Consider the following 24,278-nt stretch of genomic DNA (forward strand, 5'->3'; position numbering starts at 1 on the left):
CGGCGAGCTTGCGAGGCAGATCCGGTCCTGTCGGCCGTGCTATCGAGCGCGTAGCCGCAGGTAGCGGCGGTGGCGGTTGTCGTCACCCGGCATGCGGGTGGGTGCGGAGGCGTAGACGAGTCGGCCGCTGCGGGCGACGGCCTGGACCAGGGCGGCGATGTCCTCGGGACTGCCGGTGATCCACAGTTCGGTGAACTGCGCGGCGCGCTGGTTGTTGGCGCGGGCGTAGGCGCGCTCGCGGGTGGTCATGCCGCCACCCCCAATCCGGCGGGGGTGCTGAGTCCGCCGGGGCGGCGGGTCCAGGCGGCGTAGTCGGCGATGCCCGAGATTTGGGTGTCGGTGAGGTAGGCGACCTTGATGCGGCGGGGGATGCCGCCTTCGGCGATGAGGTAGGCCGCGCCTTGGTTGCTGGGCGAGATGTCGGTGGCGGAGTAGCCCTGTTCGGCCCAGCCGTGACCAAGGACGATGTTGGAGCTGTTCGGGGTGGTGCACCGGAATGCGGCGCGGTAGCCGAACAGGTCCCGCAGGCTGGTGGGGATGATGTCGAAGGACGGCCGCTGGGTGGCGGCTACGACGGGGATGCCGGCGGCGCGGCCCCGGGCGACCAGGTCACGCAGGAGCGCGACGAACTCTTCCTGCTCCTGCTTGCTGCCGACGGTGGCGGAGAAGAACGCGATCTCGTCGACCAGAACGGTGATGACCGACAGGCGGTCGGCGGCGGTGAGTTTGCGGCGCCCGTGGGCGCGTAGCCAGGCGTAGCGGTTGTTCATCACCTGCTGGAGCCGTCGCAGGACGGTCAGCGCGGCGGTGATGTCAGGGCCGATGAACGCATCCGCGCAGTCCTCCCACTGCCCCAGTTCGACGAGCTTGCCGTCGAGCAGAACGAGCCGGGAGTCGACGGCGAGGGCGGCGTGCGCGGCGATGCAGTTCAGGAGGCCGGATTTGCCTCCGCCGGGTTCGCCGCCGGCAAGGAGGTTGCGGTAGGCGAGGGTGATGTAGACGGGCTGACCGAACTCGTCGATGCCGACGAAGATGGGGTCGAACATCGACAGGCCAGGCCCCACAGGAACCGCGCCAACGGTGGCGGGTGTCGTGGTGGTCATGAGTGCCCTCCTTGGGCGGTGGGTGGGCGCGGAGAGCCACACGAACGAGCCGCAGAGGCTCCCCGCGTCCAGGTGGTGAGGTGGGTCAGATCCAGTCGGAGACGTCCTCGGCGTCAGGTGCCGAGGAAGCCGCGGGCTTGCTGCCGTTGGCGGTGGTGGCCGGCTTCTTGGTCTGGGCCGGCAGGGTGATGGTGGGTGCGTCGACGTCGGGCAGGTCCAGAGCCGTGGGGATGACCGGGGTTGGCCGATCGGCGGTGGGGGTGTCCGGGTTGATGACGTCGACCAGCGGCGAGTTCACCTGGGCGGTGAGGACTTCGCGGCGTTTGATGTCGAACCGCAGGTAGGCGGCGTTGCCGTCGGAGGCACGCTCGATGAGAGCGGTGGCGGCGTGGCAGGCGACCGCGATGCGGTCGAGACGGCCTTCCAGGTCAGCCATCGAAAGGCCGGGGCGCAGGTAGACCCAGACCCGCTCACCAACCGGGGTGGGGCGAGCCCACAGGATCAGCGGAAGGCTGCCGGACTGGTTGGCGATGATGAACTGTGCGAAGCACACGCGCAGCCGGTGCCGCACCACGAGGCACCAGGTCCAGGCGACGATTTGGCGGCGGATGGCGGGGATGGCAGCGGGAACGCCGACGACCAGGGCGACCACGAGCAGGGTCACCAGGGTTGGAGTGTTGTTAGCCAGTTGCACCCAGCCGAGGCCGAGGAGCGTGGTGAGCCCGATCTCGGGGGTCCACCACCACAGCAGCCGCAGGACCGGCCAGATCCGGACGAGAACCCAGGCGACGCCGCCGGACGGTACGCCGATGAGAGCGCCGACGAAGACGGCGAGGATCGGGTGGATGTAGGAAGCGGCCACCACGGCCGACAACAGGCCGACGATGACCGCCGTGAGGATGAACGCCAACCGGGCGTTGCGGGCCGAGGAACGGTGAACCTTGGCCTCGATGACCGTCACCGTCTGGTTGCTTCTGCCGCCGAAGGGACGGCGGGGGCTAGACTTGGACACGACGAGTCCTCCTCTGCACGAGGGTGGATGAGTTGGAGGGCACGGGGTCGGCAGATGTAGGAGTCGGACCGACCCCGCGCCAGCTCTTGCGGGGATGCCACCACCGTTCGTGGTGACGGGCCGGGAATGTAGGAGTCGGAACCACTCCCGGACCTTGGATCTCAGATCAGCGGACCATCAGGCCGCTTTCGCGCGTTTCGGACACCAGGGCTCACACAGCGCGGTGAGCGGGGGACCTACTTAGCCGCCGAGGTACCAGCCTTCGGCTTCAGCGAGATCGCACGGAACGCGACGCCGTTACGCCCGTTGGTCGCCCACGGAATAGCCTCCAACTGCTCGACAGCGACGAGCTGTCCCACCGTCACGCCCGGCTTCTCACCCGCCGTGGTGATGGTGATGATCTCGCCGCCAGTCTCGTCGAGCACGAAGACCTGGGTCGACCACATGAGCCGGCCAGTGTTCTTCTCCGACCGCTGATTGCCGTTCTGGTCGTTCTTCGGCTCCGGGTCCTTCGTCACCTGGACCTGCTTGCTCTGGGTGTCCACGTACAGCTTCACGAGATACCTCCGAGGGTATTGAGCGCGTCCCCTTTGGACGACTGCTCTGTGCTGACCCCAAGGTATGTCCAGGTCAGTAGCCGAACCTGGAATACTTTTCCGGGGCTTCGCAGCCGTCGACATGAGACAATGGACGCATGCGAGGCATCGGTCACGATCTAACGGTTGGTGAGCGCATTGCGTGGTATCGCCGCCGTAGGGGCATGTCCCAAGAGGTGCTGGCCGGCATCGTGGGGCGGACAGTCGACTGGTTAAGCAAGGTCGAGAACAACCGCATTGAGCTCGACAGGCTGTCGGTCATCCGGTCGGTTGCGACTGCGTTAGACGTCAGCCTCGGCGACCTGGTGGGAGAGCCAACTCTTCTCGACTGGAACGCCGAGAGCGGCACGAAGACGGTTTCTGCCTTGCGTGAGGCCCTGCTCAACTACCGTCAGCTGACGCCGTTCCTGCCGGGACCCGTTGCCGACGCACCTGAGGTGGCCCAGCTGCGCGCCGAGGTCACCCAAGTGTGGGATGCGTACCAAGCCTCGCGGTACGGGTACGTCGTCGCGCGGTTGCCGCAGACGCTTGCCGCCGGCCAGGCTGCGACGCAGACCCACGACGGGGAGAGGCTGGAACAGTCGTTCGCGCTGCTGGCGCTCACCTATCAAGCCGCCGCAGTCCTACTGACGAAGCTCGGAGAAGCTGACCTGGCATGGATCGCCGCCGAACGGGGCTTCACGGCGGCGCAACGCTGCGGAGACGTGGTCGTCATTGGGTCGCTGTTCCGCTCAGTGACTCACACCCTGCTCTCCACTGGCCGATACCGCGAGGCAAAGCAGCTCACGAGCGATGCGGCGGCGTTCATGCAGCCCGGCATGGCAGAGGCAACACCCGAGTACCTGTCGGTCTACGGCACGTTGTTCCTGGCTGGCTCTGTAGCCGCAGCCCGCGACGAAGACCGAGCGGCAGTCCGATCGTTTCTCAACGAAGCGGATGAAGCCGCACGGCGGCTCGGTCATGACGCCAACCACCTCTGGACGGCGTTCGGCCCGACGAACGTGGCTATCCACCGCGTGACGACGGCGATGGACCTCGATGACGTACAGGTTGCCATCGACCTCGGACCGCGCATCGACACCACCGCACTGCCGGTCGAGCGGCAAGCGAGGCACGCCCTGGAGACCGCGCGGGCGCTCACCGCCTGGAACAGATCGGACGAGGCGATGGCCGTCGTCCTCGCCGCCGAACAGAAGGCACCCGAGCAGATCCGCCACCACGCCATCAGCCGGCAGCTCGTGCAGAACTGGATGCGCCGCGGCCGAGGCCGCCCCAGTTACCAGTTGGCTAGCCTGGCGCAGCGCGTGCATGTGACGGCCTAGATCCGTAGAGTCCGAGAGTGTGACCGACCAAGCCCAGAACGCGCGTCCGCAGGCCACTCCCAAGGTGGCAGCGGGCGCGCTCTTCGTTGACGAGCGCGACCGGTTGATGCTGGTTCGGCCCACGTACAAAAGCCACTGGGACATCCCCGGCGGTTATGTCGAGGAGGGCGAGAGCCCGTTGTCGGCCTGCGCCAGAGAGGTCTACGAGGAGTTGGGTCTCCGAGTCACGATCGGACCGCTTCTGACGATCGACTGGGCTCCCAGGCCAGACGAGGGCGACAAAGTCCTCTTCATCTTCGACGGCGGGACGCTCTCCACCGACCAACTCTCAGCCGTCTCCTTCCGCGACGGTGAGATCGCGGAGTGGGCGTTCGTGGAAGACGGGCAGCTCGACGAGCTGACCATTCCGAGGCTCGCCCGTCGGCTCCGGGCCAGTATGCAGGCGCGGAAGCAAGGCTTTGCGTATCTCGAAGAGGGCGCCGATCCCGCCAAGCTTTGAGCAGGGCTTAGGGCCACGACGGCCGGCCGCCGGCGATGTCGGGTCTCAGGACCTGCGTGACAGATCGGTCTCAAGACGTGGGTGACACGTCCGGCTAGACGATCTAGAGGTCCTGAGTCCAGACGCCCGCCGGATGGTCGTCGGGGCGGTTCCAGAGCTGAGGCTGACGTCGGTGGAGTTGCTCGTCGCTGTTGCGGTCCCAATGAAAGCGGCCCTGCCGATCGGGCCAGACGACTTGCAGGAAGGGGATGGGCGGCCGGCGGTAGAAGGCGATGGCACGACCGAAGAACGCCTTGTACCAGCGGTAGTCGATCGACTTGAGATAGACCTGGTATCCCTTGATGACATCGTCGCGTGCCTGCTCGGCCTCCAGCGGAACGCCACCGCTTGCCTTGTCTCCCAGCTCGTTGAGGCACGTCTGCGATAGCTCAACATCCAGGCCGAACATGGCGAGTTCCGGCATCCGGTGCGTGTGCCAGAGTCCGATCGTGTAGGCCCAGCCAGGTCCCTTGTCGTCCTCAGGAATCGTCATGACACTCCAGCCGTGCTGCTGGACGTGCCTGATCGTGGTCAGCTCCATCGGGTGCCGATCGTCGGAGTCGCCGTAGTCGTGGCAGAGGATGCAGCGGCAGTGCGACCCGACTTGATTCACGCCGCGATCGTACGGGCTGCCCTCGTGGCAGCGGTGTCACGGACGTCCTGATACCGATCTGTCACGCAGGCCCCGAGACCGGACAGCCGGGCTGCCGGCGAAGTGGTTCAAACTTTCTGTACGTCTTCAAGGCGGCCCTGAACGGGCCGCACGCGCCGCCGCCAGGGCCCGTGGCCTGCACTCCGCTGCCGCTTCGCTCCGGCCACGCAGAACGCCCGGCGGCTGGCGCGGAGGGCGGGAAGCCCGGGGGCCGCCGCAGACGGTAGCGCCGAGTGTGGTCGCGGTTTCTGGGCCGGCAGCCGGCCGGGCGCGGCGGTCGTCGTACCGCCGCGCAGGGCGAGTCACCGCCGGCCGTGGTGGGGATGCGGCGCGGAGGATGCGGGGCCGCCCCTCCGACCTCAAGGGTGCTTCGCATCGCTGCGCGACGGCCCTGCGGGCCGCCCTTGACCCCGGAGCCTCTGCGACCCCTCGGGCCGGCGTTGCCGGCAGGCGGGGGCCTGCCCGGGGTACACGCGCCGCATCCCCACCACGACCTCCTGCCGTCCGCGCGAACCCGTGACCGCCAGATCACGTCAAGCCGAGGTTGACTTTCTACTGAATTCAGCAAGGATTCGTTCCCGTGCAGGATTGTCAATATCGATGTCGGCGTGCATCACTATGGACAGGGCAGAGAGCTCCTCGCTGATGCTAGCGTATTCACCACTTGTTGCATAATTGAATATTGTGGTATTAAGTCTACTTGCGAGATTTCCAATCGCAAGCCCTCCAAGTATGGCGATCTCTGCTCTGGATCCGCTAAGTTCAGTCATGGAGGCAGTCAATACTTTGTCTTCCGCTTGCAATTTCTCCCGCAGTTCGGAAAGCATACTCATGCCCTGCGGACCATGCGGCGACTCATCAATCTTTTGGATCGTTTGCTTCATCACAAGGAATCGTTGGCAGGAGCTGATGGCCGATTCGGCCGATCTAAGGTACTTCGCATAGATGGCGCGCTTTTCGGATATCAATGCCTGAGATCTTTGACTCTGAGATTGAAGTCTCATGGTCTCAACTTGAGCCTTACGGCCTTGTCCGGCCGTCCAGACCGTCCCGGCCACGCCCCCGATGCCCGCAATGCATGTAGCTACTGGGCCCACCCATTCCCATGCCATCACTGCATAGTGCCGTGAAAGTGGCCTGATGGGAACCTTGAACGAACGAGCCTGGACGATGGTGTCACAGTTGGTGGACCGTGCCGACTTCGATCCGTTGACCCATAGGCGATGCCTACGGATCTTCTAGCTTGCCTGCTGAGCAGGTTCCCGCGAGTAGACCGAGCGTGTGACTGTAACCTAGATGAGCGACAGTTGCCGTCGGACCATCTGTGGCCGGTCTAGAAGCTTACGGATCTCCGCTCCCAGCCTCTTGCGTGTAGGGACAGGTATGCCGCCGTCTTCAAGTAGCATCCGGTTACCTGCCGGTGTGGAATTGTCGAAGTCAAGCACGAAGACCGGTTTGCCATTCCGCAAAGCACCCTGGCCGGCAGCCAGCGTCCCGCCCTTCTCGCCTGCCTCAACCACAACCAACGCCAAGCCAAGCCCGTAAATAAGACGGTTCCTAGTCATAGCCCCGCCGGCTGTCCAGGGCTGACGGGGTGCGAACTGAGACAGCACTAGGACGTTCTGCTTGCGGAACATTTCGCGAGGGAAGGAGCGCTTGATCCTGAAGTGGTCAAAGCCCTCCGCTAGAACCACTATCGTGCTGCCTCCACCTCGCAGTGCAGCGAGATGAGTCTCTGTGTCAACCCCCTTGGCATACCCGGAGACGACTACCACACCATGCTCCTGTACCTCTTCACCGCATGCAATAGCCGCCTTGAGCCCCAATTCGGAGGCTTGCCGCGAACCGCACATTCCAAGGCCGGGGATTGTTAATAGATCCGGGTTTCCCCAAAAGAAAAGGATCGGGCTGCTGGAAGCGAGCTTGCCCAACTTGCTCGGGTATTGGTCGTCACCGAACAGAAGAGCACCGATGCCCTTTTCAGCCATCTCGGCTGCTTTTTTGAGAATCTCCTCCTGTCGAGAAGGGTCGAGCGCCTCGAAACGCGCCCGAAGGCCGTCGCGACCCTCATTTCTTAGCAGCGCAAAGACACGAGAGGGTGTCCTAGGGTCAACGAAAGCCGTGATTCCCAACACTAGGGACTCATTTGGTATGACCCTCGAACCTCTCATGTCAATTCCTTAAAGTCCTGACGGCTGCTAGGCCGAATACGTGGGTGGCTCCTGCTTGTCGAGCTGCTAGCGCTGTTGCTCGGAATGTCCCACCAGTGCGGCATACATCATCAATAATAATAACCGATCCGCTCAATGGCGAATCGATCAAGAAGGTTCCTTCCAAGTGTGCGGAACCTGATTCTTTGGCTTGCTTTCGCGCTCCTGTTGTGGTGCACGTAGTTCTAACAAGATTTTTTCCGGTTTTGCTCGCGACGCCTGCTGCATACCTCTCGCCGACACTCTTACCATCCCCTGCCGATCCGGGAACCGTTAGCACAGTCGGGCTCGCAGTGAGAAGAGGGTGTTCCGCAATCACCGCGACAGTTCCGTCGATGAGTTTTTTCAGGGCTTGACTCTGGGCGAAAGGAACCCGCCAGTATTTGCTTCGATGAACGAGCTCCCCTGGCTTGGAGTTCTTCCACTTACTTGACTCGACACCGTCTTCCGGGACCTTGTACCAATCGAAGGCGATTCCCACGTCAAGATGAGGCATCTTGGCAAGGCTCAGGTACTTCTTCAAGAATTCCAGCATGGGGACCAGCGGTGCGGGCAGTCCCTGATCGAAGTCGAAGCGGTGACTCCACTGCGCCCGCCGGTCCGACGGAACCTCGACACGCTTAGCCGAGGAAGCAAAGACCAGCTCCAGCTGGGTGGCGACCTCTTCAGGCCCGCAGAGGTCCACCCACTGCGCCGGGTGTACTGCGTTCACGGAGGTTCCCACCTCGTAAGCCTTGAGTCGGTTCGCTCTACTGTCACTGTGGAAGGCTGGCCATATGAACATGTCAGCGGCTCCTGCTAACGCCGTGGAAGGGTGAAACACGACGTTACGACAAGAGCACCCTCCGTTGGGGGGTTCGTAGCTCAACGATGTAAGAGTCCCAGGGAGTCGGCCTCCTCTCTTGATATGCAGATACTGCATGGCAGGGTATCGAACTGCAGTACGAAGCGGAACCCGAGAAGGTTCACCTGATGATCTATCCTGATTGGTTTAGGCAGCTCAGGAGGCTACTGGACCAGTCTTGACGCCGCCTTTGATCATCTCTTCGGTGACTCTCGTCAGGTCTACATCGGTCCGGTGCGGGATTGCTGCTCGGCGACTGCGGACGTCATTAGTCGGATCTTCGACAAACGACTAGCGTTGATGCCTCGTTCGCACTCATCCCGACTTGTCTGGTGTTGTCTGCCAGTGAAGGCCGCCCGACGGCTGCACACCACCCCCCTCCTTGGCTAGGGTCGCCGATGACCAACACGGGACTGGACAAGATCATCGGGCACAAGGCGGGCACAAGTGACGCCGGCAAAAGCTGTCAATCGCTGCAAGGCAGCGCAAGTCCTTCCCCAGGCCAGCCGGTCGATCTGCCCCATTGATAATGATCGCCGCAAGGCCGGAGGGGTTCAGGGTTCAAGTCCCCTGAGGCAGTGCCGCCGACAGCGGCGACTGACGTGTCCAGGCCGGACGCAACGACCAGCCGGGGCCTCCTCTGACATCCGCTTACTGGCACACTCCCCGCGTGAGTTACGACTTGGCGGTGTGGGAGGGCGACGAGCCCACAGACGATGGCGAGGGCGGTCGGGTCTTCCAGCAGCTGTACCGCAAGTACATCGACGCGGAGGATGAGACACCTCCGAAACCGCGTATCCGGGCCTACGTCCATGCGCTCCTTGAGCGGTGGATCGACATGACCGAGGACGAGGAGGACGTCAGCCCGTGGTCTGACGGTCCCATGATCGGTAACGCCTCTGGCCCCATCATCTACTTCGCGATGAGGTACAGCATGTGCGAGGAGGTGTCGGCCGAGGCGGCCAGGATGGCGGCAGAGCGAGGGTTGATCTGCTTCGACCCGCAGTGGGACCGGCTCCGGCCCAGCGATGGAGGAGCAGTCGCCTAACTTCCGGAACCGGCAGCGGCGGCGGTCTGGGGCACACAGGGGGCACAAGACACCGTCAATGTTGTCACCCAATGATGAGTCATGGCAGCGTCGGACGGCGTCCGAGCAGCCGTCGAGCGCCGTTCCTGCTGGTGGACCGATCGGGGCTCTAGGTTCCGGTTCAACTCCCCAACCTACGGGCGCCTGGCGAGTACCGGGCAGGGTGAAGGGCCAGCAAAGATATGGCCATGGCGGAAGTGATGACCTTATTCCTGCGGTCCGGCGAGCCAGTGGCGCAGCGTCTCCTCGACGAGCTGGTCACGGAGCTTCGAGCGCGGTGCCCGGTCGCCACTGCTACGCCGGCCGGCGACGGCGTCGGTTGGGCATCGTGCCGGTTGTCCAGCGACCGCGACGTTGCAGGGGAAGCTCGCGTACGTTATCCGGCAGCCGTGGCCGCCGGCGAGCAGACGACTCCTGTTGCCCTGCGCGTAGTTACCCGACCCGACAGCGTGAAGAATGCCGTCGACCACGGACTCCGCCAGGGCGGTCCCGTCGACCTGACTCTCTGTGACGCGCTTGCGGAGATCACTACGTCTGGCTACCTGCTCGACTGGAGGATTGTCCGAACCATGCACAGGCTCACCTCTGACCGGTGGGGAGCGATTCTCTACACCGAGCAAGCAGGCTTTGACACCACGGCCCCTGACCCGGTGGCATAGCGGCCCCACTTACAAGCGAGGGGCCAGAGCGGGCTGGACCGCGCCGGCGACGAGGACCAGGCCCAGGCCGTCACCAGGCCGTCGGAGGCCGATCGCGAGCGACGAACGACGACCACTGATGACGACGTCTGCCCACGTGACAAGGCGTGGTCGGCCCGATGGCCAGGGCGGCCGGAGCCGCCTTACCTGTAGTTGTTGAACTGGAGGGCGACGCCGAAGTCCTCACCCTTGAGCAGCGAGATGACCGCCTGGAGGTCGTCCCGCTTCTTGCCGGTGACCCGCAGCTGGTCGCCCTGGATCTGAGCCTGCACGCCCTTGGGGCCCTCGTCGCGGATCTTCTTGCTGATCGCCTTGGCCTTGTCCGCCTCGATGCCCTGGATGACCTTGCAGTCGATCTTGAAGATCTTGCCCGACGGACGCGGCTCGCCGGCGTCCAGCGACTTCAGCGAGATGTTCCGCTTGACCAGCTTCTCCTTGAACACGTCCAGCGCGGCGCGCACCCGCTCCTCGGTCTCAGCCTGGAGGCCGATGGCCTCCTCGCCCGACCAGGAGATCTCCGCACCGGTGCCGCGGAAGTCGAACCGCGTCGAGAGCTCCTTCTCCGCCTGGCGGAGGGCGTTGTCGACCTCCTGGCGGTCAACCTTGCTCACGATGTCGAACGACGGGTTCGCTGCCATGCTTCCACTCCTGCTGTCCGGCGGTCTGGGCCCTCCGTCGGCCGCCGACCAGCGGCACGACCCCCTGACCGTACCCGGTTGCACCGGTGCCGGGGTGAGCCGCTATCCTTGCTTCCGCCGCCGCGTTGCGACGCGGTGGGGTGCCCTGGCGGGTTGCCCGAGCGGCCAATGGGAGCGGACTGTAAATCCGTCGCGAAAGCTACAGAGGTTCGAATCCTCTACCCGCCACCAGGTGCACAAACGGCCCCGTGAGCTGCGGAAACGCACTCCGGGGCCGTTTTCGTGAGTCGAGGGCTGGCGGTCGTTCCCCTCTCCGCGTCCTACTCCGTAGTCCGCTCGGGGTGCACTCCCTCGACCATGTCGTGCCCCGGCACTCGGATGCAGCTCGCCCCCGGTTCTGCCCCGCACACCGGGCAGGCCCGCCAATCCTCGACCGAGCCCGGATCATGCCCGAGTTCCCCCGCCATGCGGCTGATCTCCACCGCCGACTGGTGCAGACCCTCGTCCTGGTGCCGGGTGGCGGCCCGATGGACGTCGCGCACCGCATCTTTCGCACGCTCCTCCATGGGCTCGGACATGGCAGCCTCGTTCCTGCGCGGCGCGACCCGTAACCGACCAACCGCGGTTGGCCCGTTCGGCCCGACGGCGCTGCACGGCCCGGAAACCCGCCACCGTGAACGGTGCAATTTCCCTGGTCGGAGTCCGCGGTCGCGGTCGGACCGGACCCAGGCGCGAAACCGCGTTCCGGTCCGCCGGCCGCCGGGCCGGTGCGAAACTGGGCGCGTGCCAGCCTCGCCGGCGCCGCTGCGCTGGTCGACCCGATCCGGCAGGTGGAGAACATGTCCAGCGACAACAAAATCCGACCCTTCCGGCTCGACACACCGGACGAAGTGATCGCCGACCTGCGTCGCCGGATCGCTGCGACGCGCTGGCCCACCCGGGAGCTGGTCAACGATCGCTCCCAGGGCGTGCAGTTGGCGACGGTCCAGGAGTTGGCCCGCTACTGGAGCACCGATCACGACTGGCGTGCGGTCGAGGCGAAGCTGAACGCCCTGCCGCAGTACACGACCGTCATCGACGGCGTCGAGATCCACTTCATCCACGTGCGGTCGCAGCACGAGAACGCCCTGCCGCTGATCATGACGCACGGCTGGCCGGGCTCGGTCGTCGAGCTGCTCGGGGTGGTCGGCCCGCTCACCGACCCGACCGGGCACGGCGGACGGGCGGAGGACGCCTTCCACCTGGTGCTGCCGTCGTTGCCCGGCTACGGCTTCTCCGGCGAGCCGACCGAGGTCGGCTGGGACTCCGCCCGCATGGCCCGCGCGTGGGCGGAGCTGATGCGTCGCCTCGACTACACGCGCTACGTCGCCCAGGGGGGCGATGTGGGCGCTTCCGTCACGGACGCGATGGGCCGCCAGGCACCCGAGGGGCTGCTCGGCATCCATCTCAACCTGCTCGCCGGGGCGATCGGTATCAAGGACAAGCTGCCGGCGGGGTCCGAGCAGGAGCGCGCCGCGCACGACGCGCTCAACACGTTCATGAAGGACGGCTTCGGCTACTTCCTGGAGCAGTCCACCCGACCGCAGACGGTCGGCTACTCGCTGCTGGATTCACCGGTCGGGCTGGCGGCCTGGATGCTCGACCACGACACCGACAGCTACTACAAGATGTCCCGCGCGTTCGTCGACGGCACGCCCGTGGGCAATCTCAGCCGGGACACCATCGTCGACAACATCACGCTGTACTGGTTGACGGGCACCGGCGCCTCGTCCGCCCGCTGGTACTGGGAAGCCGGACGGACCCAGGCCGCCGCCGCTGCCGCCGGCCAGACTCCTCCGCCGGTCTCGGTCCCCGTCGCCTTCACGACGTTCCCCGACGAGATCTGGGCTGCCCCCCGTAGCTGGGTCGAGGCGGTCTACCCCAACCTGGCGTACTTCAACGAGGCTGACAGCGGCGGCCACTTCGCCGCCTGGGAGCAGCCGGAGGTCTTCTCCACCGAGGTGCGGGCCGCTTTCCGGCCGCTGCGCTAGCCCTGAGTCCGCTCCGGTTCGTGGTGACCGCCTGGCCAGTGGGCCGCCGCGCGGGTCGAAGGCCGGTGCCGCCGAGCTCACTCGTCCGATGCCCGGAGGTAGTCGCGCCAGAACGGGACGGTGGCCTGCGGGTTCCAGTCGTCGGCCCGGTCGGGGCGTGGTTCCTGGAACTCCTGGCCGATGTAGTCGAGCAGGTCGGTGCCGTAGTAGATGATGTCCCATCCGCGCATCGACAAGACCGGGTGAGCGGCGGTTCCCCGCCCGGCGGGCAGGAACCGGTGTGCGTACACCGGAACCATCGCCGGGACGTCGGTGAGCCGTAGCCGCGCCACCGCGACTGCCTCCTGCGTCGTCTCGGGGAGGTCGCCCCATTCCTGTCGCCAGTGCCCGTGCTGGACGTCCCAGAGCAGGCAGTCGACCGGCCAGGCCAGGTGCTCGCGAAGCGCTTCCGGATCCGCGTTGCGCCAGTCCGGCCAGGGTTGCTCCCACGTCTGGCCCTCCTCGTACGGCTGCCACACCGGAAGCCCGGCGGCCAGGAAGGCGCGGTGGTCGTCGGCGAACTCGAAGCCGTGTTCGCGCTCGATGCGGTCGAACTCCGCGTCGGTCAGGCCGCTGTCGATCCGGCAACAGCCGAGAGCGGCCAGCCGCCGCGCCGCCGCGACTCCCAGCCGCGAGCCCGCGTCATTGATCACCTCGGAACCGTAGCCCCCCGCCACCGCGCCATCTCGCCCCGACTTGTCGCGTCCGCCTTCTTGTGCGGATGCGATAACCGGGTATGGTGGTCGATGTCTGGGCTCGTGTCGGCGCGCTTCCAGACCATCGAATTCGTCACGCAGGGTGACTGGGTGGGATCGGCTCGGAGGACGTCCGAGCGGCGTGGGTGAATTGTGCTGAAGGTCGCATCAAGCGCTGGGTGAACCGCTGATGTCGCAGGAAGGACCCCTGATCTGGCCCGGCACGTCGAGGGGCACTGGGCCGAAGGGCGCAACCTTCGCAACGCTCGGACCGGTCCAACACTCACCGCTTTTCTGCGTACCGACCGTGTGGCACGATCGTGGAACCTCCACCATCCCTGTGACACTTCCCCGACAGGAGCAAACATGTCTGGTCGAAGACTGGGCCGACTGCTTGGCTCGCTCCTCGTGCTCGCCGCTGTCCTCGGAGGACTGCTCGGCACCGACTACCTCTCCGGCGCAGGTAACGCTCAGCTCACCGACGTCGTTTGGGGTGCGGGTTTGGGTGACGTCGTCTGGGGCGTGGACGCCTCCCGGTAACTCGCGGTCGTCGCCCGTGAGGGCAGTACCGACGGGCGACGTCTTTCAGAGGGAGCGGTATGGCCAGGCGTGACCAACGACGGAAGTCCACGGACCACGCCTGGTTAATCACCGGCCCGCTGGCCCTGGTCGCCATCCTCTGCTGCACCGCCATCAGCGTCATCTCCGACCGTCCTCCGTACGGGGACTGGGGGCTGGCGTTCCTGATTTTCCTGGCGATGACCGGCATCAGCATTCCGGTGCTGAACTTCGTCGTCCGTCGCCAGTCCGTCGGTGTGACGCTCACCGAGATCCCTCTCGTGGTGGCGCTGTTCTTCCTGCCACCACTGACCGTGGTCCTGATCTACACGCTCGCCTCGCTGATCTGGAGCGCCTCGCAGCGCTTCCCGCCGGCGAAGTTCTGGTTCAACGTCGCGAAGGCCGCGGCGGCCACGTCGCTGGCCAGCCTGCTCCTTCTGCAACTGCCACCGTTGCAGGGTGTGGGCCCGGGGACGTGGGGCAGCCTCTTCCTCGCGGTCAACACCATCACCCTGGTCAGTCTCGTCTCCGTCGTCGGCGTGCACGTGCTGCTGCAGGGCTGGCAGGCTGGCCGGGAGGCTCTGCGGACCACCCCGTCGGTGTTCCTCACCACCTCGATCAACGCCTCGGTCGGTCTGCTCGTCCTGATCGCGCTGGAAGCGACCTGGTGGTCCGCGTTGCTGCTGGCGGCCCTCTTCGCCGCCCTCGCCCTGGTCTACCGGTCCTACGCCCAGTTCTTCCGGCAGCACCGCACCCTGACCGGGATGTACGACCTGGCCCGGCTGATCACGACCAGCGGCGCCGACGGCTCCCTCGCCGACGTCCTGCTCGACCGTGTCCGTGCCCTCATGCAGGCGGAGTCCGCCACCCTCTGGCTGCCCGCCCAGGGCCGGCACCCGGAGGTGCTGTTGACCGCCCGGGTCGACACGCCGGGGCTGCTCGACGTCGCGCCGACCCCGGCGATCCTGCGGGAGCGGGCGCGGGACCTGGCGAAGACGTTGTCGATGGGGCGTCTGCTGGGCGACGAGAGCGCCCTTCGCGGCGAGATCAGCGCCCGCCAGATCAAGGACGTCATCGTGGTGCCGTTGCGCTCCGGGCAGGCGGTGATCGGCACCCTGGAGGTGGCCAACCGGCTCAGCGACATCGGCCACTTCGCCCCCGGCGACATCCCCATCTTCGAGACCGTGGCCGCGCACGCGGCGGTCGCGCTGGAGAATTCCCGGCTGGTCGACCGGCTACGGCACGACGCGTACCACGACGCGCTGACCCGGCTGCCCAACCGCCGCCGCATCACCGGGGCGCTGGACGAGTCGGTCAAGATCGCCGCGCCCGGCGAGGTGGTGGCGCTGCTGCTGTTCGACGTGGACGGGTTGCGCCAGGTCAACGAGTCCCTCGGCCACGCGGCCGGGGACAAGGTCCTCGCCGAGGTCGCCAACCGGTTGCGGGCCAGCGCGCCGTCGTCGGCCCTGGTGGGCCGGGTCGGCGGCGACGAGTTCCTGGTGACGCTGCGGTTGGAGAGCGCCGACGCGGCGCTGGAGTTGGCCGGCCAGTTGCGCGACCAGATCCGCGACGAGATGGTCTTCGACGCCCTCACCCTCGATGTGGACACTGCCGTCGGGGTGGCCGTACACCCGGATCACGGCAGCGACGCGGCGACCCTGCTGCTCCGGGTCGACCTGGCCGCCACGGCCGCCAAGTCGGTGCCGGGCAGCGTGCAACTGTTCAACCCGGCGCTGGAGTCCCGGTCGCTGCGCCGGCTGGGCCTCGCCGGCGACCTGCGCCGGGCGTTGGACCAGGACGAGCTGGAGGTCTACTTCCAGCCCAAGGTGACGCTGCGGGAGCGTCGGCTGGTCGGTGTCGAGTGCCTGGCCCGGTGGGAGCACCCGACGCACGGCACGGTCGCCCCGGAGGACTTCGTCGCGGTGGCGGAGCACACCGGCCAGTTGAGCCGGCTCACCGAGGTGGTGCTCCGGGAGGGGCTGCGGCGTAGCCGGGACTGGGCCCAGGCCGACCATCCGCTGCCCGTCGCCGTCAACCTGTCCGCGCGGACGCTCACCGACCAGCATTTCCCGGACCGGGTGCAGGAGCTGCTGACCGAGTACGGGGTGCCGGCGCAGAGCCTCACCCTGGAGATCACCGAGGCGGGGGTGCTGGACGGCACCGACCGGCCCATTCCAACCCTGCACCGGCTGCGCGATCTCGGCGTCCGGCTGTCGGTGGACGACTTCGGCACCGGTGACTCGTCGCTGGCGCACCTGCGGCGGCTGCCGGTGCACGAGGTGAAGGTGGACCGCTCCTTCGTGCAGGGCATGGCGACCGACCCGGGGGACCTGGCGATCGTCAACGCGGTGGTGACCCTGTCCCAGCAGTTCGGCCTGGCCGTGGTCGCCGAGGGCGTGGAGAGCGAGCTGACCCTGGAGCTGCTCCAGGACATCGGCTGCGAGATCGGTCAGGGCTTCCTGTTCAGCCGGCCCCTGCCGTACGAGCGGCTGGCCGCGTGGTTCGGCGCCCAGGCCGACCCCGAAACGATCTCCGGTTCGGAGCTTCCGCGCCTTCGTGTCGTGCCCTGAGCTGGGCCTAGACGATCACCGGGGATCCGATTTCACCTGCCGAGCCCGGCCGTGTACTCTTACTTCTGCGCGCCCCACGGGGAGATCGCGCAGGCCCCCTTAGCTCAGTCGGCAGAGCGTCTCCATGGTAAGGAGAAGGTCTACGGTTCGATTCCGTAAGGGGGCTCGAGGGTTCAGCTGGACCCACCGCGGCGGTGTAGCTCAGATGGTAGAGCAAGCGGCTCATAATCGCTGTGTCGCCGGTTCAAGTCCGGCCACCGCTACTCTCGTCTTCCGGGCTTCAGTTCGGTGGTCGTGGGGATGGGCGCCACTGGCGCCCACTTTGCATGTCCGCGCAGTCAGCGACTAGGCTGACGCGTCGTAGTTGTTTCCGTTAGCGAGGAAGGCACTCCGCCGTGGCGAAGGCTACCGATGTCCGGCCGAAGATCACTTTGGCGTGTGTGGAGTGCAAGGAGCGCAACTACATCACGCGCAAGAACCGTCGTAACGACCCCGACCGCATCGAGCTGAAGAAGTTCTGCCCGCGCGACGGTCGGCACACGGTCCACCGCGAGACCCGCTGACCTGCGGCCGGCTCCACAGCCGGCCCTTTGTCGAAGCTTTCCGATCGCCGATCTGACCGGGCTGGCACGGCTTAACCGCCGCCGACCGAGCAGATCGGCGATTGTGTTGTCCGTGTAGGTTCGCGGCATGTCTCTGGACCCTTCCTTCGTCGGCCGGACGTATCCGCCGACCGCCCCCTACCAGGTGGGCCGAGAAAAGATCCGGGAGTTCGCCACCGCCATCGGCGCCACCGACCCGGCTCACCACGACCCGGCGGCCGCGCAGGCGTTGGGGCACCCGGACGTGGTCGCTCCGCCGACCTTCCCGGTGGTCATCACGATGGCCGCGAGCCGCCAGATCGCCGAGGACCCGGCGCTCGGTGTCGACTACAGCCGCGTGGTGCACGGTGATCAGCGTTTCGCGTACACCCGGCCGGTGGTCGCCGGTGACGAGCTGGTCTGTGTCAGCACCATCGAGGACGTCAGCAACCGCGGTGGGCACGGCTTCCTGACCACCCGCACCGACGTCAGCACCGTCGCCGGCGAGCCCGTCGTCGCCGTCTGGTCCAAGATCGTCGTACGCGGGGAGGCGTGAGATGGAGCTGCCAGCCAAGACGTTCCAGGTGACCCGCGCGGACCTGGTCCGCTACGCCGGCGCCTCGGGGGACTTCAACCCGATCCACTGGAGCGACCGGTTCGCCACCAAGGTGGGCCTGCCCGGGGTGATCGCGCACGGCATGTTCACCATGGCGCTGGTCGGGCGTGCGGTCACCGAGTGGGCCGGTGCGCCCGACGCGGTGGTCGAGTACGGCGTGCGGTTCACCCGGCCGGTCGTGGTGCCCGACGACGACCAGGGGACCGAGATCGAGGTCACCGCCGTGGTCCGCGAGGTGACCGAGGACGGCCTCACCCGGCTCGACGTGACCGCGACGTGCCTGGGCGAGAAGGTGCTCGCGCAGGCCCGCGCGACCATCCGCACGACACGCTGAATTCTCCCCGCCGCGCGTGGCGGGGAGACCGGTTGGGAAAGTCGGGCGGGTACCCGTACACTGGTCCGCCGTGGGGCAAGTGACCCCTGCTCGGTCGTCTGTGGCCGCGTGGGGCGAGTGTTGCCGCACAGGGGTGTAGCTCAATTGGCAGAGCAGCGGTCTCCAAAACCGCAGGCTGCAGGTTCAAGTCCTGTCACCCCTGCGCCTCAGGCCTGACCGTTCCCGTGGGTCGCGCCGCCGAGTTGGTGGCGTCCGGCCCGTGGTGGTGGCATTGGCGGGGTGGTTCCGAGGCATCGGGCCCTCCGGTTGATCCACCGGCCGCGGCCCGTCGCGGGACGGTTGGTCCGGCCGGCGTGACCAGCGCCGCGTACGCCGCCCGGCGTGCGACCCGAGATTCCCGCGACGGAGGGCGAAGTGGCCGACAACAAGCGGCGCGGCGAGGACGCCGGCGACGATCGTCTGGACGACGAGGTCGTCGACGAGGTAGCCGACGACGACGCCACCAGCGCGGACGAGCCGGTCTCCCGGGGGGGCACCGCGACGCGGTCCCGTGCCCGGGCGGAGTCGGCGGACAGCCGCCCGACCACCCGGTCGGAAACCGGTCGGGTGGGCGTGTTCGGCCGCATCGCCCGGTTTTTCCGCGAGGTCGTGGCGGAACTGCGTAAGGTCATCTGGCCGACGCGCAAGGAGTTGCTGACCTACACCGCGGTGGTGGTGACGTTCGTCGCGGTGATGCTGACGATCGTGGGTGTGCTGGATTACGGCTTCGCGAGGGTCGTGCTGTTTGTCTTCGGCAACTCCAGCTGACCGGCTGCCTCCAGAGCCGATAGTGACGGAAGTGAGCGAGCGTGCCTGAGTACGACGAGACCGCCGGACCGGTGGACGAGCAGTCCACGGTCGCGACGGCGGCTGGTGACGAGTCGGTTGAGGCCGCCAGCGAGCCGGAGTTCCCAACGAGCGAGCCCGCGCCGGACGAGGAGTACGACCCGGTCGCCGAGCTGAGGCAGAAGCTGCGCTACGCGCCGGGCGACTGGTACGTGGTGCACTCCTACGCCGGCTACGAGAACAAGGTCAAGACCAACCTCGAGACCCGGATCACGAGCCTCGACATGGAGGACTTCATCTACCAGGTCGAGGTGCCGACCCGGGAAGAAGTCGAGGTCAAGAACGGCAAGCGGTCCCAGATCCAGGCCAAGGTCTTCCCGGGCTACATCCTGGTCCGGATGGAGCTGACCGCCGAGTCCTACTCGTGTGTCCGCAACACCCCGGGCGTGACCGGCTTCGTCGGCGCGACCGACCGGGCCGACCGGCCCGCGCCGCTCTCCCTCGACGAGGTGCTGAAGTGGCTGGCGCCGGCCGTCGAGACCGAGCAGAAGAAGGCGAAGCCCGAGATCAAGGTCCTCGACTTCGAGGTGGGCGACTCGGTCACCGTCACCGACGGCGCGTTCGCGTCGCTGCCGGCGACGATCAGCGAGATCAACGCCGACCAGCAGAAGCTCAAGGTGCTGGTGTCGATCTTCGGCCGGGAGACTCCGGTGGAGCTCAACTTCAACCAGGTCGCCAAGATCTGACCGGTCGTCGGCGGCGGGCTCGGCCCGCCGCCGACGTCGGCGTACGCCCTCCCGCTCGACCTCGGCGGACGAGTGGGCTGCGGCCTGCGCTACTCTTGAACGTCGCCGCTGTCGCATCGCGCTGACCGTGCGCGCCTCGAGAACGGCGTCAGCCGCATTTTCCCAGCTCCAAGCCCCAGGAAGTGACATGCCTCCGAAGAAGAAGCTCGTCAAGACGTTCACGCTTCAGCTGCCGGCGGGCCAGGCCACGCCGGCGCCGCCGGTCGGCCCCGCGCTCGGCCAGCACGGCGTGAACATCATGGAGTTCTGCAAGTCCTACAACGCGCAGACCGAGTCCCAGCGGGGCGACATCGTCCCCGCCGAGATCAGCGTGTACGAGGACCGGTCCTTCACCTTCGTGCTGAAGACCCCGCCCGCCGCCCGGCTGCTGATCAAGGCTGCCGGTGTGCAGAAGGGCTCGGGCGTTCCGCAGAGCGAGAAGGTCGGCTCGGTCAGCCGCGCCCAGCTGCGTGAGATCGCCGAGAAGAAGATGGCCGACCTCAACGCCAACGACCTGGACCAGGCCGAGAAGATCATCGCCGGCACCGCCCGGTCGATGGGCATCACCGTCAACGACTGACGTCGGCCCCGGCCTTCGACCCAACCGTGGGAGGGCTCGCGCCGAGCGGCCCGCCAGAGACCACAGGAGTAATCAGCAATGCAGCGCAGCAAGAGCTACCGCAAGGCCGCCGACGTCATCGACCGGTCGAAGCTCTACACCCCCGCCGAGGCCGTGAAGCTGGCCAAGGAGACCACCAACGTCAAGTTCGACGCCACGGTCGAGGTCGCCATGCGCCTCGGCGTCGACCCCCGCAAGGCGGACCAGATGGTCCGCGGCACGGTCAACCTGCCGCACGGCACCGGTAAGACCGCCCGCGTGATCGTGTTCGCCGCCGGCGCGAAGGCCGACGAGGCTGCCGCGGCGGGTGCGGACGAGGTGGGCACCGACGAGCTGGTCGCCCGGATCCAGGGTGGTTGGCTCGACTTCGACGCGGCGATCGCCACGCCGGACCAGATGGCCAAGATCGGCCGGATCGCGCGGATCCTGGGCCCGCGCGGTCTCATGCCGAACCCGAAGACCGGCACGGTGACCATGGACGTCACCAAGGCGGTGCAGGACATCAAGGGCGGCAAGATCACCTTCCGGGTGGACAAGCACTCCAACCTGCACCTGATCATCGGCAAGGCCTCCTTCTCGGAGAGCCAGCTGGTGGACAACTACGCCGCGGTGCTCGACGAGGTGCTGCGTGCCAAGCCGTCCGCGGCGAAGGGCAAGTACCTCCGCAAGGTCATCCTGACCACGACGATGGGCCCCGGCGTGCCGGTCGACCCGAACCTGGTCAAGAACCTCACCGAGGAGTCGGCCGAGGCCTGAGCCGACACTCCGCTCCGCCGGGGCGCCGCCACGACTGTGGCGGCGCCCCGGTGCGTCTGAGATGTGGCAGGCTCGACCGCATGCGGCTGGAGAACGTCTGGTTGCGGTACCACCGGCGTGGGCCGTGGGTGCTGCGGGGCGTGGACGTGCGGATCGGTCCGGGCGAGGTGGCGGTCGTGCTGGGCCGCAACGGGGTGGGCAAGTCGACGCTGCTCCAGGTGGCCGCCGGGGTGCTGCGACCGGCCCGGGGCCGGGTCGCCGACCGGCCGGGGCGGGTGGGCTGGGTGCCGGAGCGTTTCCCGGCCGACCAACCCTTCACCGTGGCCCGCTACCTGACCGGGATGGCCCGCGTGGCCGGCCTGGACGGTCCGGCGGCCGACGCGGCCGTGACGGCCTGGACCGACCGGCTCGGGCTGGCCGCGTTCCGCGCGGTTCGCCTGCCGGAGCTGTCCAAGGGCACCGCGCAGAAGGTGGGCCTCGCCCAGGCGATGCTGCGTCCGCCGGGCCTGCTGGTGCTCGACGAGCCGTGGGAGGGCCTGGACGCCACCACCCGCGAGCTGGTTCCCGAGCTGATCGACGAGGTGCTGACCGCCGGCGGCGCGGTCCTGGTCAGTGACCACCGCGGCGAGACGGTCCGGCTTCCGGGCGCGCGCCGCTGGACGGTGGCCGACGGCACGGTGACCGAGGAGACGTCGGCACCGGACGAGGCGATCGCTGTGGTCGAGGTCGCGGTGCCGGCCGCGCGGGTCGCCGGCACCGTCGCCCGGTTGCGCGCCGAGGGCCATCAGGTCCTTCGGGTACGCCCCGACGCGTCGTCGAACAAGCCGCAGGCCGTGGACGGCGCCGGTGCGGTCGTCGAACAAGCGGCGGGGGAGACCCGGTGAGCGCCCTGATCCGGCTGCGACTGGCCGGTTTCCTGCGAACGGGGCGGGCGCTGGCACCGCTGCTCGCCGGTCTCGTCGTCCTCGGCACCCTGTACGGCGGCGGCCGGGCCCAGCCGGCCGAGGCGTACGGCGTCTCCGCGGTGGTGCTCTTCCCGGTGCTCGCCTGGCAGACCAAGATCCTGCTCGACGTCGAACCGGACGTGCAGCGCCGGCTGGCCCAGGTGGCGGTCGGGGTGGCCCGGGAGCGGTTGGCCGGGCTGCTCGCCGCCGGCGTGGCGGCGCTGGTCGCGGTGGCCGTCGCGCTGGTCTTCCCGTGGCTGGTCGGCGGGGTCACCGGCCCGGTCGACCCGACGGACCGGTCGGTGCCGGTGGGCGTGGCGCTGGGGGTGTGGGCGCATCTGCTGGCCGTACCGGCGGCGGTGGCCCTCGGTGCTCTGGCCAGCCGGGCGTCCGTGGGCGGCGCGGGGTACGGCGTCGCGGTCCTGGCCCTCGGGGGCGTCGGCGCGGTGGTTCTCGGCCTGGCCGGCTCGGTGGTCCCCTGGCTGGCTCCGCCGATCATGGCCACGGCCCGGACCACCGCGGGCGACGCGGCCGCACTCACCCTGCTCGGCCTCACGGCCTGGGCGGTGGCCTGGAGCGCCGCCGCGTTCGGCGGCTACCTGTGGCGGCGGCGGGCCCAGGGCTGAGGGGTCGCGGCCGCCCGTTGGTGGCCTGGCTCACAGCGGGCGATTTGGTGCTGGTCACGGGGTCGCGTACTCTTCAACCGTCATCCGTGTTCTCATGGATGAGGAACCACCCAGAGACCGCTGGTCACCGTGCTTCGGCACGGTCGAAGGTCCCGCGACAACGGGCGACCCGCGTAGGGCGGCAAGCGTAACTCGGCAGTGAGCATGGTCCGCCGACCGTGACGATCCGCCGGCCCTCGCCCCGTGCGCCCTGCGCCGGGGCTTTTTCGTTGTCGTGCTGCCTCCGCCCCCGCTCCGGCTTCGGTCGTGACGGGGACCAGCCTCGAGTAACGAGAGAGGAGGGACATGGCGGACAAGCCGATCCGGGCCGACAAGGCCACGGCCGTCGCTGAGCTGACCGAGAGCTTCCGCAACGCGGGCGCCACCGTGCTGACCGAGTACCGCGGTCTGACGGTTTCCCAGCTCACCCAGCTGCGGCGCTCACTCGGCGCCGAGACCAGCTACACGGTCGCGAAGAACACGCTGGCGAAGCGTGCTGCGACGGACGCGGGCATCAACGGCCTCGACGAGCTGTTCACCGGTCCTACCGCGCTGACTTTCGTTTCGGGCGACGTCGTCGAGGCGGCGAAGGGGCTTCGCGACTTCGCGAAGGCCAACCCGAAGCTCGTCATCAAGGGCGGTGTCTTCGAGGGCAAGGCCATTTCCGCGGCCGAGGTCACGAAGCTCGCTGACCTGGAGTCCCGCGAGGTGCTGCTGGCCAAGCTGGCCGGCGCGATGAAGGGCAACCTGAGCAAGGCCGCGGCCCTGTTCCAGGCTCCGTTGTCGAAGACCGCCCGTCTGGCGGCTGCCCTGCAGGACAAGCGCGAGAAGGAGAGCGCCGAGGCGGCCTGAGGCCGTCCGAGCGCACCAGTTCTTACTTATTAGTTTCAGGAAAGGACGCCAGACATGGCGAAGCTCAGCACCGACGAGCTGCTCGACGCGTTCAAGGAGATGACGCTGATCGAGCTCTCCGAGTTCGTGAAGCAGTTCGAGGACACCTTCGAGGTCACCGCCGCCGCTCCGGTTGCCGTTGCCGCCGCGGGTGGGGCTCCGGCCGCCGCCGAGGCCGAGCCGGAGAAGGACGAGTTCGACGTCGTCCTCGAGGCTGACGGTGGCAAGAAGATCCAGGTCATCAAGGTCGTGCGTGAGCTGACCGGCCTGGGCCTCAAGGAGGCCAAGGACGCGGTTGAGTCCGCGCCGAAGGCCATCCTGGAGAAGGTCAACAAGGAGACCGCCGAGAAGGCCAAGGCCAAGCTCGAGGGTGAGGGCGCCAAGGTCACCCTCAAGTGACCTGACGCTCCACCAGCGCGTGCCCTGCTCGTCGAGCGGCGACACGATCGCGTCGCGGCGGGCGGTGATCCGACACGGATCGCCGCCCGCCGTGTTGGTGGATCCGGTGACGGCCGTCCTGAGCTGGGCGCGGAGGACCCTCGTCGAGGCTCCGGACGAGCCTGGTGGGTCGCTCTCCGGTGGGAAAGAAGGGACGACCCGGATACCGGCCCTTGACGCGGCCCCGGGCTGCCAGGCACGCTGACACCAGCAAGACACCGCGCTTGCGACG

The 24,278-nt window shown here is 67.5% G+C and carries 29 protein-coding genes and 4 tRNA genes; 22 read left to right on the forward strand and 11 right to left on the reverse strand.

Features of this window, described 5'->3' with window-relative positions; all coding sequences use genetic code 11:
• Positions 1-39: 39 nt before the first annotated feature.
• The 4 genes from ACTWLT_RS02345 to ACTWLT_RS02360 form a co-directional block, all read right to left on the reverse strand.
• Positions 40-249 (reverse strand): hypothetical protein, encoded by a 210-nt coding sequence (locus tag ACTWLT_RS02345; protein WP_445316943.1) that lies wholly within the window; start codon positions 247-249, stop codon positions 40-42.
• Positions 246-1,103 (reverse strand): FtsK/SpoIIIE domain-containing protein, encoded by an 858-nt coding sequence (locus tag ACTWLT_RS02350; protein ID WP_445316944.1) that lies wholly within the window; start codon positions 1,101-1,103, stop codon positions 246-248. Before ACTWLT_RS02350 ends, ACTWLT_RS02345 begins: the two co-directional genes overlap by 4 nt.
• Before the next feature lie 85 nt (positions 1,104-1,188).
• Complete coding sequence (locus tag ACTWLT_RS02355; RefSeq protein ID WP_445316945.1) at positions 1,189-2,115, reverse strand: hypothetical protein; 927 nt, start codon at positions 2,113-2,115, stop codon at positions 1,189-1,191.
• 236 nt (positions 2,116-2,351) lie between these two features.
• The gene (locus ACTWLT_RS02360; protein WP_089003163.1) at positions 2,352-2,672 is read right to left on the reverse strand and encodes a hypothetical protein; all 321 of its coding nucleotides are present in this window, start codon (positions 2,670-2,672) and stop codon (positions 2,352-2,354) included.
• Between the two features lie 203 nt (positions 2,673-2,875).
• Here ACTWLT_RS02360 and ACTWLT_RS02365 point away from each other — a divergent pair, with 203 nt between their 5' ends.
• Entirely contained in the window at positions 2,876-4,033 is a 1,158-nt protein-coding gene (locus tag ACTWLT_RS02365; RefSeq protein ID WP_445316946.1) for a helix-turn-helix domain-containing protein, read from the forward strand.
• Positions 4,034-4,052: 19 nt separating this feature from the next.
• Entirely contained in the window at positions 4,053-4,532 is a 480-nt protein-coding gene (locus ACTWLT_RS02370) for an NUDIX domain-containing protein (RefSeq protein WP_445316947.1), read from the forward strand.
• Positions 4,533-4,635: 103 nt separating this feature from the next.
• Here the strand turns inward: ACTWLT_RS02370 and ACTWLT_RS02375 are convergent, their stop codons facing one another.
• From ACTWLT_RS02375 to ACTWLT_RS02390, 4 genes are all read right to left on the reverse strand, one after another.
• The gene (locus ACTWLT_RS02375; protein ID WP_445316948.1) at positions 4,636-5,184 is read right to left on the reverse strand and encodes a DUF4262 domain-containing protein; all 549 of its coding nucleotides are present in this window, start codon (positions 5,182-5,184) and stop codon (positions 4,636-4,638) included.
• Between the two features lie 572 nt (positions 5,185-5,756).
• Positions 5,757-6,107 (reverse strand): hypothetical protein, encoded by a 351-nt coding sequence (locus ACTWLT_RS02380; RefSeq protein WP_445316949.1) that lies wholly within the window; start codon positions 6,105-6,107, stop codon positions 5,757-5,759.
• Between the two features lie 408 nt (positions 6,108-6,515).
• Positions 6,516-7,394 carry a DNA-processing protein DprA gene (locus ACTWLT_RS02385; protein WP_445316950.1) on the reverse strand — a complete coding sequence of 293 codons (879 nt, stop codon included), beginning with the start codon at positions 7,392-7,394 and terminating at the stop codon, positions 6,516-6,518.
• Between the two features lies 1 nt (position 7,395).
• Entirely contained in the window at positions 7,396-8,217 is an 822-nt protein-coding gene (locus ACTWLT_RS02390; protein WP_445316951.1) for a phosphoribosyltransferase, read from the reverse strand.
• Between the two features lie 730 nt (positions 8,218-8,947).
• On the opposite strand from ACTWLT_RS02390, the gene ACTWLT_RS02395 reads away from it, so the two are divergent.
• The gene (locus ACTWLT_RS02395) at positions 8,948-9,325 is read left to right on the forward strand and encodes a hypothetical protein (protein ID WP_445316952.1); all 378 of its coding nucleotides are present in this window, start codon (positions 8,948-8,950) and stop codon (positions 9,323-9,325) included.
• Positions 9,326-9,552: 227 nt separating this feature from the next.
• Positions 9,553-10,023, forward strand: a complete 471-nt coding sequence (locus ACTWLT_RS02400) for a hypothetical protein (RefSeq protein WP_445316953.1) — start codon at positions 9,553-9,555, stop codon at positions 10,021-10,023.
• A 182-nt stretch (positions 10,024-10,205) separates the two neighbouring features.
• On the opposite strand, the gene ACTWLT_RS02405 is transcribed toward ACTWLT_RS02400, so the two are convergent.
• On the reverse strand, positions 10,206-10,700 hold the full coding sequence (locus tag ACTWLT_RS02405; RefSeq protein WP_252418850.1) for a YajQ family cyclic di-GMP-binding protein: 495 nt from the start codon (positions 10,698-10,700) through the stop codon (positions 10,206-10,208).
• A 147-nt stretch (positions 10,701-10,847) separates the two neighbouring features.
• Between ACTWLT_RS02405 and ACTWLT_RS02410 the strand changes: the two genes are divergently transcribed.
• A tRNA-Tyr gene (locus tag ACTWLT_RS02410) sits at positions 10,848-10,931 on the forward strand.
• Positions 10,932-11,020: 89 nt separating this feature from the next.
• Here ACTWLT_RS02410 and ACTWLT_RS02415 read toward each other — a convergent pair.
• Entirely contained in the window at positions 11,021-11,278 is a 258-nt protein-coding gene (locus tag ACTWLT_RS02415; RefSeq protein ID WP_445316954.1) for a zinc finger domain-containing protein, read from the reverse strand.
• 261 nt (positions 11,279-11,539) lie between these two features.
• Here ACTWLT_RS02415 and ACTWLT_RS02420 point away from each other — a divergent pair, with 261 nt between their 5' ends.
• The gene (locus ACTWLT_RS02420; protein ID WP_445317047.1) at positions 11,540-12,730 is read left to right on the forward strand and encodes an epoxide hydrolase family protein; all 1,191 of its coding nucleotides are present in this window, start codon (positions 11,540-11,542) and stop codon (positions 12,728-12,730) included.
• Positions 12,731-12,807: 77 nt separating this feature from the next.
• On the opposite strand, the gene ACTWLT_RS02425 is transcribed toward ACTWLT_RS02420, so the two are convergent.
• Positions 12,808-13,422, reverse strand: coding sequence for a hypothetical protein (locus ACTWLT_RS02425; RefSeq protein ID WP_445316955.1), 615 nt, complete (start codon positions 13,420-13,422; stop codon positions 12,808-12,810).
• A 408-nt stretch (positions 13,423-13,830) separates the two neighbouring features.
• On the opposite strand from ACTWLT_RS02425, the gene ACTWLT_RS02430 reads away from it, so the two are divergent.
• From ACTWLT_RS02430 to rplL, 16 genes are all read left to right on the forward strand, one after another.
• On the forward strand, positions 13,831-14,004 hold the full coding sequence (locus tag ACTWLT_RS02430; RefSeq protein WP_252418855.1) for a hypothetical protein: 174 nt from the start codon (positions 13,831-13,833) through the stop codon (positions 14,002-14,004).
• A 59-nt stretch (positions 14,005-14,063) separates the two neighbouring features.
• Entirely contained in the window at positions 14,064-16,592 is a 2,529-nt protein-coding gene (locus ACTWLT_RS02435; RefSeq protein WP_445316956.1) for a putative bifunctional diguanylate cyclase/phosphodiesterase, read from the forward strand.
• Between the two features lie 93 nt (positions 16,593-16,685).
• Positions 16,686-16,758: transfer RNA gene (locus tag ACTWLT_RS02440), tRNA-Thr, on the forward strand.
• Positions 16,759-16,782: 24 nt separating this feature from the next.
• Positions 16,783-16,855, forward strand: a tRNA-Met gene (locus ACTWLT_RS02445).
• A 132-nt stretch (positions 16,856-16,987) separates the two neighbouring features.
• Positions 16,988-17,155: a 50S ribosomal protein L33 gene (gene rpmG / locus ACTWLT_RS02450; protein WP_007073056.1), complete on the forward strand. Its 168-nt coding sequence runs from the start codon at positions 16,988-16,990 to the stop codon at positions 17,153-17,155.
• Between the two features lie 127 nt (positions 17,156-17,282).
• Positions 17,283-17,729, forward strand: a complete 447-nt coding sequence (locus ACTWLT_RS02455) for an FAS1-like dehydratase domain-containing protein (RefSeq protein WP_445316957.1) — start codon at positions 17,283-17,285, stop codon at positions 17,727-17,729.
• A 1-nt stretch (position 17,730) separates the two neighbouring features.
• Positions 17,731-18,123 carry a MaoC family dehydratase gene (locus ACTWLT_RS02460; protein ID WP_252418858.1) on the forward strand — a complete coding sequence of 131 codons (393 nt, stop codon included), beginning with the start codon at positions 17,731-17,733 and terminating at the stop codon, positions 18,121-18,123.
• Between the two features lie 129 nt (positions 18,124-18,252).
• A tRNA-Trp gene (locus ACTWLT_RS02465) sits at positions 18,253-18,325 on the forward strand.
• Between the two features lie 212 nt (positions 18,326-18,537).
• Positions 18,538-18,930, forward strand: a complete 393-nt coding sequence (gene secE, locus ACTWLT_RS02470) for a preprotein translocase subunit SecE (protein WP_252418859.1) — start codon at positions 18,538-18,540, stop codon at positions 18,928-18,930.
• A gap of 41 nt (positions 18,931-18,971) precedes the next feature.
• Positions 18,972-19,694 carry a transcription termination/antitermination protein NusG gene (gene nusG / locus ACTWLT_RS02475; protein ID WP_252418860.1) on the forward strand — a complete coding sequence of 241 codons (723 nt, stop codon included), beginning with the start codon at positions 18,972-18,974 and terminating at the stop codon, positions 19,692-19,694.
• 187 nt (positions 19,695-19,881) lie between these two features.
• The gene (gene rplK / locus ACTWLT_RS02480; RefSeq protein ID WP_053653970.1) at positions 19,882-20,313 is read left to right on the forward strand and encodes a 50S ribosomal protein L11; all 432 of its coding nucleotides are present in this window, start codon (positions 19,882-19,884) and stop codon (positions 20,311-20,313) included.
• 78 nt (positions 20,314-20,391) lie between these two features.
• Positions 20,392-21,108 (forward strand): 50S ribosomal protein L1, encoded by a 717-nt coding sequence (gene rplA / locus ACTWLT_RS02485; RefSeq protein ID WP_074314628.1) that lies wholly within the window; start codon positions 20,392-20,394, stop codon positions 21,106-21,108.
• Positions 21,109-21,188: 80 nt separating this feature from the next.
• The gene (locus ACTWLT_RS02490) at positions 21,189-21,992 is read left to right on the forward strand and encodes an ABC transporter ATP-binding protein (protein WP_445316958.1); all 804 of its coding nucleotides are present in this window, start codon (positions 21,189-21,191) and stop codon (positions 21,990-21,992) included.
• Positions 21,989-22,678, forward strand: coding sequence for a hypothetical protein (locus ACTWLT_RS02495; protein WP_445316959.1), 690 nt, complete (start codon positions 21,989-21,991; stop codon positions 22,676-22,678). The genes ACTWLT_RS02490 and ACTWLT_RS02495 overlap by 4 nt, the downstream gene beginning before the upstream one ends.
• Positions 22,679-23,023: 345 nt before the next feature.
• A complete protein-coding gene (gene rplJ / locus ACTWLT_RS02500; protein WP_074314622.1) occupies positions 23,024-23,569 on the forward strand; it encodes a 50S ribosomal protein L10 in 546 nt (181 codons plus the stop codon).
• A gap of 54 nt (positions 23,570-23,623) precedes the next feature.
• Complete coding sequence (gene rplL, locus ACTWLT_RS02505) at positions 23,624-24,007, forward strand: 50S ribosomal protein L7/L12 (protein WP_007465324.1); 384 nt, start codon at positions 23,624-23,626, stop codon at positions 24,005-24,007.
• Positions 24,008-24,278: the final 271 nt, after the last annotated feature.

This window comes from Micromonospora yongxingensis (assembly GCF_052601155.1).